We start from the raw sequence: 13338 nt of genomic DNA, 5'->3' as shown, positions 1-13338 counted from the left end.
GGCGGGGCGGGGGTGAGGTGTGCATTTGCGGCAAGTCAGCGCTGGGGGAGGGCGAGGGGGAGCGCGAGCGAAGGGCGGGGGCGGGGCGTGCGGAACGGCGAGAGCGCGGCGCTAGGCTGAGCCGGTGCCGCCCGAAGCCGAGTCCGCGCCCATCCGTCGTACCTACAGCTACCTCGGCCCCGCGGGGACCTTCACCGAGGCCGCACTGGCCCAGGTGCCCGAGGCGCGGGATCAGGTGTGGCATCCGGTCCGCAACGTCGGCGAGGCGCTCGCCGACGTGACCTCCGGACGGTCGGACGCGGCCATGATCGCCATCGAGAACTCCGTCGACGGAGGCGTGTCGACGACGCAGGACGCCCTGGCGACCGTGCCGGGTCTGCGCATCGTCGGCGAGTACCTCGTGCCGGTGAACTTCGTGCTCGTCGGTCGTCCCGGCGCGCGCATCGAGGACGTCTCGCTGATCTCCGCTCACCCCGTGGCCTACGGGCAGTGCCTCGGCTGGCTGCGCGACCACGTCCCCGCCCACGCCCATCTGCCGGCGAGCAGCAACGTCGCCAGCGCGCTGGGCGTGCTCGACTCGTCGAGCGGGGCGGATGCCGCCATCGCGGCGCCCGGGATCGTGACGCACCACGAGCTGGAGGTTCTGGCCGAGAACATCGGCGATAACCCGAACGCGGTCACGCGCTTCGTCCTCGTGAGCCGGACCGTGGCACCGGCGCCGCCGACCGGGGCCGACAAGACCTCGCTCATCGTCGAGCTGCCCGAGGACCACCCGGGTGCCCTGCTGGAACTGCTCGAGCAGTTCGCGACCCGCGGCATCAACCTGAGCCTCCTGGCATCCCGTCCCATCGGCGACGCGCTCGGCCGCTACCGCTTCGTCATCGACGCGGACGGGCACGTGCAGGACGAGCGAATGGCGGACGCCCTGATGGGCCTGCGGCGGTTCAGCCCGAAGGTCATCTTCCTCGGCTCGTACGCGCGCGCCGACCGGGCGATCAACCGCTATCCGCAGCGCTACTCCGACGACGTGTTCGTCGAGGCGCGCGACTGGCTGCGCGGCCTGCTGAGCGGCGAGCCCGAGGCCTGAGCGGGCTCCGTCCGCGAGACCCAGCCGGCCCGGGCGCCCCGCACTCAGGTCATGCGCCCCGCGTTCAGGCCGCGCGTCCCGCGCTCAGGCCGCGCGTCCCACGCTCAGGCCGGGCGCCCCGCGTTCAGGCCGCGACGGGCGCGGTCTGCGCGAGGAGCTCCAGCGTCTGCGCGCGCCCGTCCGCCGAGTCGGGGGCTTCCCCGGCGTAGGCGCCCGCGACGGGCGACACCATGATCTCGTCGACGCCGTGCTGCGCGGCGAAGGCGGCGAGCTCCGCCGAGACCTGCGAGCCCGTGCCGACGAACCACTTTTGACGCGTCGACGCCATGAGGGACTGCGCCATCGCGTCGAACGGGTCGGCCTGCGCCTCCTCCACGGTCTCGAGGGGGACGAGCGGACGGTTCGTCCGCAGGCGCGCCATCATGCGCAGCTGCGGCAGAGCGCGCTCCTCCGCCTCCTCGGCGGTCGGAGCGGCGACGACGTTCGCGGTCACGAAGGTGCGCGGACCGTCGCCCGACTCGTTGGGCCGGAACTGGTCCCGGTAGAGCCGGAGCGCGTGCTCGAGGCCCTCGCCGGCGAAGTGGTTGGCGAAGACGTAGGGCAGGCCGAAGCTCGCCGCGAGCTGCGCCGAGTAGTCGCTCGAGCCCAGCAGCCACACCTGAGGGACACCGGATGCCGCCGGGGTGGCCTTCACCTGGTACTCGCTGCCGGAGGTGAAGCGCACCGTGGCCCCGTCCGGGGAGGTGAGCGCCATGATGTCGGTCACGTGGTCCGGGAACCGCGAGACGTCACTGGTCGTGCCGGAACGGTTCAGCAGCTGCGTGATGACCGGGTCGCTCCCGGGGGCGCGACCGATGCCGAGGTCGATGCGGCCGGGGGCGATCGCCTCCAGGGCGGCGAACTGCTCCGCGATGATGAGGGGGGAGTGGTTGGGCAGCATCACGCCGCCGGAGCCGACGCGGATCCGCGACGTGCGGGCGGCGGCCGCCGCGATGAGCACGGGCGGAGCGGTGGAGGCCACCGCGGGCATGTTGTGGTGTTCGGCGAACCAGTAGCGGCGGTACCCGAGCCGGTCCGCACGCTGCACGAGGTCGAGCGCGGCGGTCACGGCCTGGGCGCTGGTCTGTCCGCTGCGCACCGGGACGAGGTCGAGAACGGAGAGGGAGGGGATCGCGTCGTTCACCCTGAGGGCAACCCGTCCCCCCGGGGGGATATTCCGCCGGGGGGCTCGGGGCAACCCCCCTCGTCTCCCGCGCAGCTCGCCCTACGTTCAGGCCATGGGTGAGCAGACGATGATCCGCACGCAGGTCGCCGTGAACGACGCCGCGTTCTATCTGGCGCAGGGGCAGTCCCACGAGGAGCTCATGAGGAAGATCGAGGAGGCCGTGAAGGCGGGCGGACGCTTCGTCACCTTCACCGTCGTCGGCAACCGGGAGGTGAGCGTCCTCTTCACGGTGTCGACGTCCGTCGCGCTGTCCGTCGAGACGGTGCAGTACGACGTCCGCGACAACGGTGAGCTCACGGAGCCGTTCGGCGGCTTCTTCGACGCGTGAGCCGTGGCATCCAGGTCTCAGGGTTCTTTCAGGTTGAATCCGTGACGAACGCGCTCCTCGCCGCGTCTCCTTAGTGACATCGCGGGGCACACCGTCCCGGAGACAACGGAAGGAAGCGCAATGGCTGAGAACACCACCGCCACGACCCCCACCACCACGTCGACCGACGGCGGCAAGACCGTCATCGTCGACGGCGTCGTCGCCAAGGTCGCGGGCATCGCCGCGGCCTCGGTCCCCGGCGTCCACGCCCTTGGTGGCGGTGCGGCCCGCGTGATCGGCAACATCCGTCAGGCCGTCGGCGCGAAGGACCACGCGCAGGGCGTGAGCGTCGAGGTGGGCGAGACCGAGGTCGCCGCCGACATCTCGATCCAGGTCGACTACCCCGAGCGTCTGCAGGACGTCGCCAGCGACGTGCGCTCCGCCGTCAGCCAGGCCATCACCGACCTCGTCGGCATGAAGGTCGCCGAGATCAACGTCACCGTCGTCGACGTCTACATCCCGGGCGATGACGATGACGAGGACGAGGACGCCGACAAGCGCGTCAACTGACCTCCGCAGAAAGGGCGCCGCTTCGCAGCGGCGCCCTTTCTCGTGTCCGGATGCCGCGGGTTCAGCCGGCCAGGACCTGCGCTCGGAAGTATTCGTCGGCGAGGCGCCGCACGGCCCCGGGCTCGCGCACCGGGGCGGCCTCCTCGAAGGCCGACGCGGCCTCCAGCTGCGCCGTGACGAAGCGGTCGAGCACGGCGGGCGGGCTGCCCGCGCCGAGCTCCCGTGTTCGCGCCTTGAGCGCGATGAGGTCGCGGGCCGCTCCGGCGACGGCCTCCTCGACCTCCGCCTCCATCAGGAGGGTCGGCAGGTCCATCGGCGGAAGGACAGCCTGCGGGTGCACCTCGAGCCACCGCAGCGCCGTCGCGGGCCGCAAGGCGTAGAAGAACTTCTTCAGCGTCGTCGCACCGGCCCGCTGCTGCCGGCTCACGTGGAGGTAGTGGCGCCCGACCGCGGTGCGGTCCACCGTCGCCTCCGCGAGGGCGAGCAGACCGTCGCGGAAGGCGGCGTCGCCGGTGTACACGATGGGGGAGCGCAGCCACTCGATGGCCGTCGCATTGCCGCGGACGATCAACCCCACGGTCTTGCGCAGGTCCCATCCGTTGACGTCGAACGTCTCGTCGAGCGGCGTCTCGATCACGTCGCGCTCCGGCCAGAGCGACAGGTACTGCTCCGCTCGGCGGACGAAGACGAAGCGGCAGTCGTAGTCGCTGTCCGGTGAGGGGAAACCCCACGCCCTGCTGCCGCTCTCGATCGCCCAGGGGATGCGCACACCGTGCTCCACCGCGACCGCGGCGAGACGCCGGTCGATTTCGGAGACCACCGCGGGATCGAGGGAGGGCGGGACGGCGCGCATCGCTCGACGATACCGTCGTCGATCCCGGATGCCGCGGGCTCAGTCGCCGTGACGGACGTGCGCGTAGGCGTCGAGGGCGCGCCGGCGCGTCTCCTTCAGGTCGACCATCGGCTGCGGCGGGTCGTCGCTGAGATACTCCGGCGCCCACTCGCGGACGTAGGCGTCGTGCTTGTCGAACTTCTCACGCTGGGTGTCCGGGTTGAACACGCGGAAGTACGGAGCGGCATCCGCCCCGGACCCCGCGACCCACTGCCAGTTGAACGGGTTGCTCGCGGCATCCGCGTCCACCAGGCAGTCCCAGAACCACTGCTCGCCATGCCGCCAGTCGATCAGCAGGTTCTTGATGAGGAAGGATGCCGTGACCATGCGCACGCGGTTGTGCATGACGCCGGTCCTCCACAGCTGACGCATCCCGGCGTCGACCACGGCCACGCCCGTCTCGCCCCGCTGCCAGGTCTCGAGATGCGCGCGGTTCAGCGGGGGCCAGGGGAAGGCGTCGAAGTTGCGCCTCCAGTTCACCGTCGCGATGTCGGGGGAGTGGTAGGTCACGTGCCAGGCGAACTCCCGCCAGACGAGCTCGGAGAGGAAGCCGCTGGCACTCTTCGCGTGCTCGCCCGAGCCCTTGTGCTCCAGCGTGTCGTGCCACACCTGGTACGGGCTGAGCTCGCCCCAGCGCAGACGCGGCGACAGGTTCGACGTCGAGCCCCCGGCGAACTCGTCGCGGTACTTCGCGTAGTCGCCGAGGTCCTCGTCGAGGAACTCCTCGAGCCGGGCCTTCGCGGCGGGCTCGCCCGGCTCCCACGTCTCGCGCAGGCCGCCGGCCCAGTCGGGCTTGGTCGGCAGCAGGTCCCAGGCGGTCAGGTCGTCGCCGTCGACACCCCCGTCGAAGCCGGGGACCTTGCGCGCCTCGGGCAGCGGCGGACGCGGCGCGGGGAGCTTCTGCACCGCGCGCGAGAACGGGCTGTAGACGCCGTACGGCTTGTCGGACTGCGTGCGGACCGTCCACGGCTCGTAGAGGAGGTTCGCGGCGAACGAGGCCACCGTCACCCCGTCGTCCCGGAGCCCTTCCTTGATGCCGGCGTCGATCTCGCGCTCGACCCCGCCGTACCGTCGGTTCCAGAACACCGCTCCCGCGCCGACGTCCTTCACGACCGCGGGCAGCACCTCGGACGCCCGCCCCCGCCGCAGCACGAGGGAGGAGCCGCGCTCCTCCAGGCGACCGGCGAGGGATGCCAAGGAGTGGTGCAGCCACCAGCGCGCAGCCCCGCCGATCTCGCGCACGCCGTCCGACTCCTCGTCCAGGACGTAGAGGCCGATGATCGGCTCGTCCCGGTCGAGGGCCGCGCGGAGCGCCGGATTGTCCGTCAGGCGGAGGTCGTCGCGGAACCACACGATCGAGGGCGTTGCCATCCCTCGACGCTATCCACCGCGGCATCCGTCCCTTCGGGGTTGACACCGCCGCGGCCGGCCCCGGGCGGGGGGAGAGCACACGTTCCGCGCGAGATCACACAGCGCAGGCGCGTGCGAGCGTGTGCTCTCGCACCGAACGTGTGATCTCGGCGAGCGAAGGGGCAGGCGGGGCGGCCGTCAGAGCGAGGAGGTGTCGTGGCCCTTCGGGAGCGCGACCGACAGCCCGCCGGAGATGATGCGGGTGTAGATGCGCGTCGCCTCGCCGAACTCGTCGCCGTCGAGCTCGATCGGCTGGGCCGGGGACGTCGCGAGCTCGATGCCGTCGCCGCGCAGGTAGCGGACCGAGGTGTCGCGACGACGCTCGAGCACGCGTCGGCCGGCGCGGAAGCGGCGCAGGACGGAGTTGTCCCACACGATGCTCCGCCAGACGCCCAGCCAGCCCAGCATGCCGCTCGGCTGGATCACGGCCACGTCGAGGCGGCCGTCGGCCACGGACGCGTCGGGGATCAGCGCCACGCCGCCCTGCAGCGCGCCGCAGTTCGCGAAGAGCACGCTCTGCACCTTCGCCGAGTGCAGGCGGTGGCCGTTGAGCTGGTACATCACGCGGAACGGCTTGGCCGAGACCAGCGACCGGGCCGCACCGTCGACGTAGGCGACCCAGCCCACCTGCTTCTTCAGGTCGGACCGCGTGTTCTGGATCATTGCGGCATCCAGGCCGATGCCGGCCATGACCGAGAAGCCGTGCTCCTCGACCTCGCCGTCCGCGCGGCGGATCCGGGCCAGCCCCGTGTCGATCGGGAGGATGTCGCCGTCGAACGTGGCGCGGATCATCGCGTCCGTGTCCGTCAACGGGAGGTTGAGGTTGCGGGCAAGAAGGTTCCCCGTGCCGCTCGGCACGATCGTGAGGGGCACGCCCGACGAGGTCAGCGCCTCGGCCACCGCACGCACCGTGCCGTCGCCGCCGGCCGCGAGGACGGCATCCACCTCCTCCTCCAAGGCGGCGCGCGCCGCGTCGTCGCCGAGGTCGTCGACGGTCGTCTCGTAGAAGAGAGGCTCGGCCCAGCCCGCCGCAGCGGCCAGCTCGGCCACACGTGCGCGCAGCTGCTCGGGCTCGACCTTGGTGGGGTTGTAGATGAGGGCGGCGCGCTTCTTCTCGGTGGGCTCCGCGTCCATCGGGGCCTCGTCGCCGTCGGACGAGACGCGCTTGGCCTCACCGGAGCTCTCGTCCGAGGTGTCGGGCTCGACGTCCTCCGGCTGGTGGATGACGTCGTCGGGCTCGGCCGCCTGCTTCGGATCCGGCGCCCCCTCGGAGGCGTCGTCACCGGCGCCGTCGCGCAGGGAGGATGCCTCGAAGTCCTCGCCCGACCCCTCCGCCGCGGCGGCGTCGTGGTGCGCCCCCGGGGAAGCGGGGGCGGTCGAAGCGTCTTCGTCGGGGGATGCCGCGTCGTCGCGCGAGTCGTCAGAACCGGCCATGGCTCCACCATAGGGCGGGCGCGCGGCGGGGCACGGGCGGTGTTGCGGGGGTTGACGCCATCCCTGCGGGGTCCCCACGGGCGAGCGGCGCGCCCGGACGGCGCGCCCGGACGCGGCGGGGAGTGCGTCCGCACCCGCCCCTAGGATGGACGCGTGATCGACCTGACTCTGCTGCGTGAAGATCCCGAGCTCGTGAAGCGCTCCCAGATCGCCCGTGGCGAGTCGTCCGAGTCGGTCGACGCCGCACTCGCCGCCGACCGCGACCGCCGGGCGGCCATCACCGCCTTCGAGGAGCTGCGGGCGGCGCAGAACGCCCACGGCAAGCGGGTCGCGCAGGCCCCGAAGGACGAGAAGGCTGCTCTCGTCGCCGAGGCCAAGCAGCTCAGCGAGCAGGTCAAGAACGCCCAGCACGCCGTCGCCGAGGCCGAGGCCGCGGCGGACGCCGCCCTCGCGAAGATCGAGAACATCGTCCTCGAGGGCGTTCCGGCCGGCGGTGAGGAGGCCTTCATCACGCTGCGCACGCACGGCGAGATCCCCGCTTTCGACTTCGAGCCGCTCGATCACCTCGCGCTCGGCGAGAAGCTGGGCGCGATCGACATGGAGCGCGGCACGAAGGTGTCGGGCAGCCGCTTCTACTTCCTCACCGGCATCGGCGCGCGCCTCGAGCTGGCGCTGATGACCCTCGCGCTCGACCGTGCGCTGCAGGCCGGATTCACCCCCATGATCCCCCCGACCCTCGTGCGTCCCGAGGTCATGCGCGGCACCGGCTTCCTCGGCCAGCACGCCGACGAGGTCTACCACCTCGACAAGGAGGACCTCTACCTCGTGGGGACCAGCGAGGTCCCGCTCGCCGGCTACCACATGGGCGAGATCCTCGACCTGGAGCGCGGCGCCAAGCGCTACGCCGGCTGGTCCACCTGCTACCGCAGCGAGGCCGGCTCGTACGGCAAGGACACCCGCGGCATCATCCGCGTGCACCAGTTCAACAAGCTGGAGATGTTCGTCTACGCCGATCCGACCGACGCCGAGGCCGAGCACGACCGTCTCGTCGAGATGCAGGAGCGGATGCTGCAGGACCTCGGCCTGTCGTACCGCGTCATCGACGTGGCGGCCGGCGACCTGGGCTCCAGCGCCGCGCGCAAGTTCGACATCGAGGCGTGGGTCCCGACGCAGGACGCGTACCGGGAGCTGACGAGCACCTCGAACTGCACCACGTACCAGGCGCGGCGCCTCGACGTCCGCCACCGTCCGGACGGCGGCAAGACTCAGCCGGTCGCGACGCTGAACGGCACCCTCGCCACGACGCGCTGGATCGTCGCGCTCCTCGAGACGCACCAGCGGGCCGACGGGTCGGTGACGGTCCCGGAGGTGCTGCGGCCGTACTTGGGCGGGCTCGAGGTCATGGAGCCGGTCGCGTGACCCGCGAGGCCGCCCTGCCCGAGACGGGCGACGTCGACGTCGCCCCGAAGCAAGAGGCGGCCGACGTCGTCGAGGATCTCGCCGACGCCTCCGTCGGGCGCATGCTCATCGCGCTCGACATCGACGGCACCGTGCTCCTCGAGGACGACACGCTGAGCCCCGGCATCGTCGAGGCCGTCGCGCACGCGCAGGACGCCGGTCACGAGGTGATGCTCGCCACCGGTCGCAGCTGGGACAGCACCCACCCGATCATGTCCCGCCTCGGCATCCGTCCCGAGTACGCCGTGTGCTCGAACGGCGCCATCGTCATGCGACGTGTCGGAGACGGGGATGCCGCGGGCTACGAGCGCGCGCACGTGGAGACGTTCGACCCGACCGAGGTCCTCACGCTGCTGGGCGAGCACCTGGGGGACGCGCACTTCCTCGTGGAGCTCCCCGACGGCAAGCGGCTCTTCACCGAGTACCTCGACGACTGGAACCTGCACGACGCCGACCGGGTGAGCTTCGCGGAGCTGTCCGCGCAGCCGGTCTGCCGTGTGGTCGTCGTCGCGCCGGAGCAGACCGACCAGGACTTCCTCCAGCTCGTCGAGCGGATCGGCCTCAGTCAGGTCTCGTACGCGATCGGGTGGACGGCCTGGCTCGACATCGCCCCGCAGGGCGTCGACAAATCGACCGCGCTCGAGCGGGTCCGCGCGTGGCTGGACGTCGCACCGGACCGCGTGCTGGTCATGGGCGACGGGCGCAACGACATCGAGATGATGCAGTGGGCCGTCCGCAACGGCGGCCGCGCGATCGCCATGCACCAGGGCCCGCCGGAGGTCCACGCCGCCGCCGGCGAGGTCGGACTGTCGGTCGGCGAGGGCGGCGTCGCGGCGGTGCTGCGCGCGCTCTGACCCCGGCGGGTTGCCCTCACCCGTGGGGGAGGTGCGCCCGTGTCGCGGCTGTGCCGCGTGGCACCCCTGTCCAGTAAACGCTCTCGTGCGGTGGACACGCCCTGACACGGCGTTTCCCCCGCGCGAGAGCGTTTACTGTCGGTGGATTAGCGGGGGCGGACGTCCGCCCAGAGGCCGCGCGTCGTAGACTTGAGCAGCTTGGCGTCGGGGCGGTCGAGCGCGGGGAGGCTGCGGTCGAGGGCGGCGCGGGAGGCGTCGCGGAGGTCGTCCGCGTGCCGCGGCGCCGTCTCCGCGAGCGAGGCGAGGCATTTCTGCAGCCGGATCTGCACCTCCACGTCGCGGGCGCCGTCGCGGGCGAGGGGACGGAACGCGTCCGCGAGCAGGTCGGACAGCTCCGGTGCCTCGACGAACACCCGGTCGTATCGGACGTCGACGGGCGCGGCGGCCTGCAGCGTGCGGGTGAACACGCGCTGCAGGGCGGCGATCACCTCGATGGCGGTGCCGGGGTCGTTCGTCGCCGGCGACAGGGCGCGGCTGCCGATCTCGGTGAGCGCGATGACGCCGAAGCGCGGGTCCTGCTCGAACGTCCGGTGCCTCTCGATGCGGAAGCAGCGACGGATCGTGGATGCCACGGTGTCATCGACCTTCCCCCGCACCGACGCGAGCGGGGTGCGGGCGTCGGCGATGCGGCCCGGGGTGGCGCGCACGTGGATCTCGAGGTCGTGCGCCGTCGCCAGTCGTTGCAGGCCGGCGACATCGACGTGAGTGACGTAGCCGACCTGCTCGGCGTGCGCGGACGCGGCGCCCGCGGGCAGCGGACGTGCGGGGCGGGCGCCCAGGGTGGGCATCCTCGCGTGGTCCTCGAGGGCGACGCCGGCCGCGGTCTCGACGCGGTCGATGACGTCGGCCATGCGTCCGAACGTCGACAGGTGGGAGATCCAGCGCAGCAGGGTGACGACGACGATGGCGATGACGATCAGCGTCCCGACAAACAGGATCGTGCGGCCCTGCTCGGTGTAATAGCCCGTCGACAGGGCGACGATGCCCACCATCGAGTACGTGAAGGCGCCGATGAAGGTCGAGACGGCGTTCTGCGACGTCGGGTCGGCGATGAGCAGCGGCGTCGACCGTGGGGTGGCGGTGGTCGTCGCGGACGAGAACGCGGTCACCATCGCGGTCACCGAGAACGTGCTGACGGTGAGCATGGCGGTCGCGATGATCTCGAGCAGAGAGCCGACGGAGTTCTGCCCGAGCTCGATGCTGACGTCGAACGGGATGAACGGGCCGACGAACCGGGCGGTCAGGGCGAGCGCGACGCCGATGAGGGTGAAGATCGCGGCACGCACCCACACCTGCCGCCCGAGACGGAGGAAGAAGGATGCCACGGACCCGCGCGTCGTCATCGCCATGCCGTCGACGTTAGCCAGGCCCCGCCGTCGACGTCGGGGGCTGGACGCGGTCGGTAGACTCGGGCTTTCGGGAGGGTTGTCCGAGCGGCCGATGGACCTGGTCTTGAAAACCAGTGGGCAGAGATGTCCCGTGGGTTCGAATCCCACACCCTCCGCAACGACGGAAGCGGCTCCCGCAGGGGGCCGCTTCCGTCGTTTTATCGGCTGAGCGGGATCCGAACGGAGTTGGGCCCACGCCGGCGGAGGCTCCGCGCGCCGCGTAGCGGGTGGGTCTGTCGGCGGGGGCGGCGGGCTGCTTAGATCGGGGCATGCACGGCGTCGACGACGAGCTCGCGAGCCTCCGTCGACGCGCCTACGCGCCGGACAGCGACATCTACTCCGACGCCGCCGCGCTCGCCCGCCTCGTCGAGCTGGAGGAGGCGCACGCCGTCGCCGAACGGGCCGAGCCGGTTCCGGACGAAGGGGTCGTGGCATCCGATCGTCCCGAGCCGTCGGTCGAGGCGCGCGCCGCTGACGATGAGCCCAGGGAGGCGATCGCACCCGTCGAGCGAGGAATCCGGATGCCGCGCGTCCGACGCTCGACGGTGATCATGCTGTCCGCCGCCGCGCTGGTCGTCGCTTGCCTGATCACCGCGCTCGTCGTCGTCCCGCGTGTGCAGTCCGATCCCCTGCAGGTGGGGGCGACCCAGGTGGCGCGGCTCGCGCCGGATCCGAGCTTCGTGGCGCCGACGTCGATGTCGCGGGGCGTGACGAGCGGGGTGACGGCGTACGAGGAGTTCGAGGGGTTCCGCGTCATCACGTACGCGTCGTTCGAGACCGGCCGCGCCGCCGGGCCCTGCATGGCCATCTGGCAGCCCGGTCTGCTCGAGGAGCTCCGTGACGGCGGCTACTCTTACAACGGGCACCTGCTGCTGCAGTCGTGCGGGGCGGGCCTGTTCCCGCCGGCCGTCACGATGCTGCTCGGCGAGGAGACGCCCGAGCGCAAGGCGATCGACCTGCCCGCCGGCACGGCCTTCCAGTTCGTCTACGACGCCGACGCGGACGAGGTCGTCGTCTTCGAGGGGTGAGCGCGCGGCGCGGGGAGGGGAGGGGATGAGGCCGGGGGAGGTGGCATCCACGTGATCCGGTCCTCCCTTCGCGACATCTCCTCCGCTTGACGACGCCGACGCGCGCGGGGAGGGGAGGGGCTGCGGCCGGGGGAGGTGGCATCCACGTGATCCGGTCCTCCCTTCGCGACATCTCCTCCGCTTGACGACGCCGACCCGCGCGACGCGCCGGTCTTCACGCAATACACAGCCGCTTCTCCCTAACATGGTTCCGACTCGCTGGCCGGGTCGCCCCGCCCGAGAGGACCCGAGTGAGCAAGAAGACGACCACGCGCGCGCGGCGCATCGTCGCGCGTCACGGACAGCTCTCGTCGCCCGGCCCCCTGCGGCAGCTCATGTCGGCGGTCGGCATCGCCCTCGCCGCGATCCTCGTGGCCGGCGCCGGTGTGGCCGCGTACGTCACTTACGACCTGTCGAGCAGCTTCACCGCCGACGCGGTCGACCTGAAGAACCAGCCCGCGGTGCCGCCGGACCTCGGCGAGCTCAAGGGCGGCGTGAACCTGCTGCTGGCGGGCACCGACGAGTGCGAGCCCGAGTTCGCGCAGTATTTCGGCGACCGCTGCAGCGGCCCCGACGCCGAGGGCAACCTCAACGACGTCAACATGCTCGTGCACATCTCGGACGCGCCCCGCCGGGTCACGGTCGTCTCGTTCCCCCGCGACCTCATGGTCCCCATCCCCGCGTGCACGGATGCCGAGGGCGTCGAGCACTCCGCGTCGCGCAAGGCGCAGATCAACAGCGCCTTCGAGGACGGCGGCCTCTCGTGCGTCGTCGAGACGATCTCGGACCTCAGCGGCCAGGACATCCCCTTCGCCGCGAAGGTGAGCTTCGGCGGCGTCATCAACATCACCGACGCGATCGGCGGCGTGGACGTCTGCATCGCCAACGGCATCAAGGACCGCTACACGGGCATCGACTGGCCGGCCGGGATGCGGACGGTCAAGGGTCTCGATGCCCTGCAGTTCCTGCGGACGCGCCACGGCGTCGGCGACGGCGGGGACCTCGGCCGCATCTCGAACCAGCAGCAGTACATGTCGCGCCTGGCGACGAAGCTGAAGAGCGAGGACGTCCTGTCGAACCCCGCGACGCTGTACAAGCTCGCGTCGACCGCCCTGCGCAACGTCGACCCGTCGACGTCGCTGACCAACCCGTTCACGCTCGTGCAGATCGCCGCGGCCGTGAAGGACGTGCCGTTCAGTGACATCGTGTTCGTCCAGTACCCCACGGCCGCCGACCCCGCCGATCCGAACCGCGTGGTGCCCGACGAGGACGCCGCCGAGACCCTCTGGGCCGCGCTCGACGCGAACCAGGCGATCACCCTCTCGGGCGAGCTGAGCGGCGGCGACGGCGTCGTCGCGGAGGACGGCGGACAGCCCGTCGAGACCCCGGCGCCCGCCCCGGTCGAGACCGACGCCCCCGCGCCCGCCCCGACGTCCGAGGCGTCCTCGACCCCCACGCCGAGCTCCACGGCGATCGTGCTGCCCTCGGAGATCGCCGGTCAGACGGCGGCCCAGTCGACCTGCTCGAACGGCAACGTGCGGCAGTGAGAGGGTGGCATCCGGATCCCGGTTTCGGATGCCTCCCGC

12 protein-coding genes and 1 tRNA gene are annotated in these 13338 nt (G+C 71.7%); 8 read left to right on the top strand and 5 right to left on the bottom strand.

The genetic code is table 11. The features are described 5' to 3' along the window. Window positions 1–124: 124 nt before the first annotated feature. Complete coding sequence (pheA, locus tag ACO03V_RS00460; RefSeq protein WP_367732870.1) at window positions 125–1087, top strand: prephenate dehydratase; 963 nt, start codon at window positions 125–127, stop codon at window positions 1085–1087. A 124-nt stretch (window positions 1088–1211) separates the two neighbouring features. Here the strand turns inward: pheA and ACO03V_RS00455 are convergent, their stop codons facing one another. Beyond that, the gene (locus ACO03V_RS00455; RefSeq protein WP_423136189.1) at window positions 1212–2270 is read right to left on the bottom strand and encodes an LLM class flavin-dependent oxidoreductase; all 1059 of its coding nucleotides are present in this window, start codon (window positions 2268–2270) and stop codon (window positions 1212–1214) included. 94 nt (window positions 2271–2364) lie between these two features. On the opposite strand from ACO03V_RS00455, the gene ACO03V_RS00450 reads away from it, so the two are divergent. Beyond that, complete coding sequence (locus ACO03V_RS00450) at window positions 2365–2640, top strand: hypothetical protein (protein ID WP_423136188.1); 276 nt, start codon at window positions 2365–2367, stop codon at window positions 2638–2640. A 120-nt stretch (window positions 2641–2760) separates the two neighbouring features. Next, window positions 2761–3189 carry an Asp23/Gls24 family envelope stress response protein gene (locus ACO03V_RS00445; protein WP_367732881.1) on the top strand — a complete coding sequence of 143 codons (429 nt, stop codon included), beginning with the start codon at window positions 2761–2763 and terminating at the stop codon, window positions 3187–3189. Between the two features lie 61 nt (window positions 3190–3250). On the opposite strand, the gene ACO03V_RS00440 is transcribed toward ACO03V_RS00445, so the two are convergent. From ACO03V_RS00440 to ACO03V_RS00430, 3 genes are all read right to left on the bottom strand, one after another. Then, window positions 3251–4042: a nucleotidyltransferase domain-containing protein gene (locus ACO03V_RS00440; protein WP_423136187.1), complete on the bottom strand. Its 792-nt coding sequence runs from the start codon at window positions 4040–4042 to the stop codon at window positions 3251–3253. A 39-nt stretch (window positions 4043–4081) separates the two neighbouring features. Continuing rightward, window positions 4082–5452, bottom strand: a complete 1371-nt coding sequence (locus ACO03V_RS00435; RefSeq protein ID WP_423136186.1) for a cryptochrome/photolyase family protein — start codon at window positions 5450–5452, stop codon at window positions 4082–4084. Between the two features lie 177 nt (window positions 5453–5629). Next, window positions 5630–6925 carry a diacylglycerol kinase family protein gene (locus ACO03V_RS00430; RefSeq protein WP_367732890.1) on the bottom strand — a complete coding sequence of 432 codons (1296 nt, stop codon included), beginning with the start codon at window positions 6923–6925 and terminating at the stop codon, window positions 5630–5632. Window positions 6926–7078: 153 nt separating this feature from the next. Between ACO03V_RS00430 and serS the strand changes: the two genes are divergently transcribed. Next, complete coding sequence (serS, locus tag ACO03V_RS00425) at window positions 7079–8344, top strand: serine--tRNA ligase (RefSeq protein ID WP_423136185.1); 1266 nt, start codon at window positions 7079–7081, stop codon at window positions 8342–8344. After that, window positions 8341–9237 (top strand): HAD family hydrolase, encoded by an 897-nt coding sequence (locus tag ACO03V_RS00420; protein ID WP_423136184.1) that lies wholly within the window; start codon window positions 8341–8343, stop codon window positions 9235–9237. The genes serS and ACO03V_RS00420 overlap by 4 nt, the downstream gene beginning before the upstream one ends. Before the next feature lie 146 nt (window positions 9238–9383). Here ACO03V_RS00420 and ACO03V_RS00415 read toward each other — a convergent pair whose 3' ends face one another. Beyond that, window positions 9384–10646, bottom strand: a complete 1263-nt coding sequence (locus ACO03V_RS00415; protein WP_423136183.1) for a DUF2254 domain-containing protein — start codon at window positions 10644–10646, stop codon at window positions 9384–9386. A gap of 70 nt (window positions 10647–10716) precedes the next feature. On the opposite strand from ACO03V_RS00415, the gene ACO03V_RS00410 reads away from it, so the two are divergent. The 3 genes from ACO03V_RS00410 to ACO03V_RS00400 all read left to right on the top strand — a co-directional run bounded on the left by ACO03V_RS00410 (window position 10717) and on the right by ACO03V_RS00400 (window position 13299). Continuing rightward, window positions 10717–10801, top strand: a tRNA-Ser gene (locus ACO03V_RS00410). 153 nt (window positions 10802–10954) lie between these two features. Then, window positions 10955–11713 (top strand): hypothetical protein, encoded by a 759-nt coding sequence (locus tag ACO03V_RS00405; protein WP_423136182.1) that lies wholly within the window; start codon window positions 10955–10957, stop codon window positions 11711–11713. A gap of 290 nt (window positions 11714–12003) precedes the next feature. Next, window positions 12004–13299: an LCP family protein gene (locus ACO03V_RS00400; protein ID WP_423136181.1), complete on the top strand. Its 1296-nt coding sequence runs from the start codon at window positions 12004–12006 to the stop codon at window positions 13297–13299. Window positions 13300–13338 lie beyond the last annotated feature (39 nt).

Origin of the sequence: Microbacterium sp. HMH0099, assembly GCF_049384025.1 — a bacterium.
Classification (GTDB): domain Bacteria; phylum Actinomycetota; class Actinomycetes; order Actinomycetales; family Microbacteriaceae; genus Microbacterium.
This window is presented reverse-complemented; position numbering and strand designations above follow the sequence as displayed.

Excerpts from the sequence above, each read along its gene's own strand:
- ACO03V_RS00450 (WP_423136188.1), top strand. The coding sequence starts at position 2,365 with ATGGGTGAGCAGACGATGATCCGCACGCAGGTCGCCGTGAACGACGCC.
- ACO03V_RS00445 (WP_367732881.1), top strand. The coding sequence starts at position 2,761 with ATGGCTGAGAACACCACCGCCACGACCCCCACCACCACGTCGACCGAC.
- ACO03V_RS00440 (WP_423136187.1), bottom strand. The coding sequence starts at position 4,042 with ATGCGCGCCGTCCCGCCCTCCCTCGATCCCGCGGTGGTCTCCGAAATC.
- ACO03V_RS00435 (WP_423136186.1), bottom strand. The coding sequence starts at position 5,452 with ATGGCAACGCCCTCGATCGTGTGGTTCCGCGACGACCTCCGCCTGACG.
- ACO03V_RS00430 (WP_367732890.1), bottom strand. The coding sequence starts at position 6,925 with ATGGCCGGTTCTGACGACTCGCGCGACGACGCGGCATCCCCCGACGAA.
- ACO03V_RS00415 (WP_423136183.1), bottom strand. The coding sequence starts at position 10,646 with ATGGCGATGACGACGCGCGGGTCCGTGGCATCCTTCTTCCTCCGTCTC.
- ACO03V_RS00405 (WP_423136182.1), top strand. The coding sequence starts at position 10,955 with ATGCACGGCGTCGACGACGAGCTCGCGAGCCTCCGTCGACGCGCCTAC.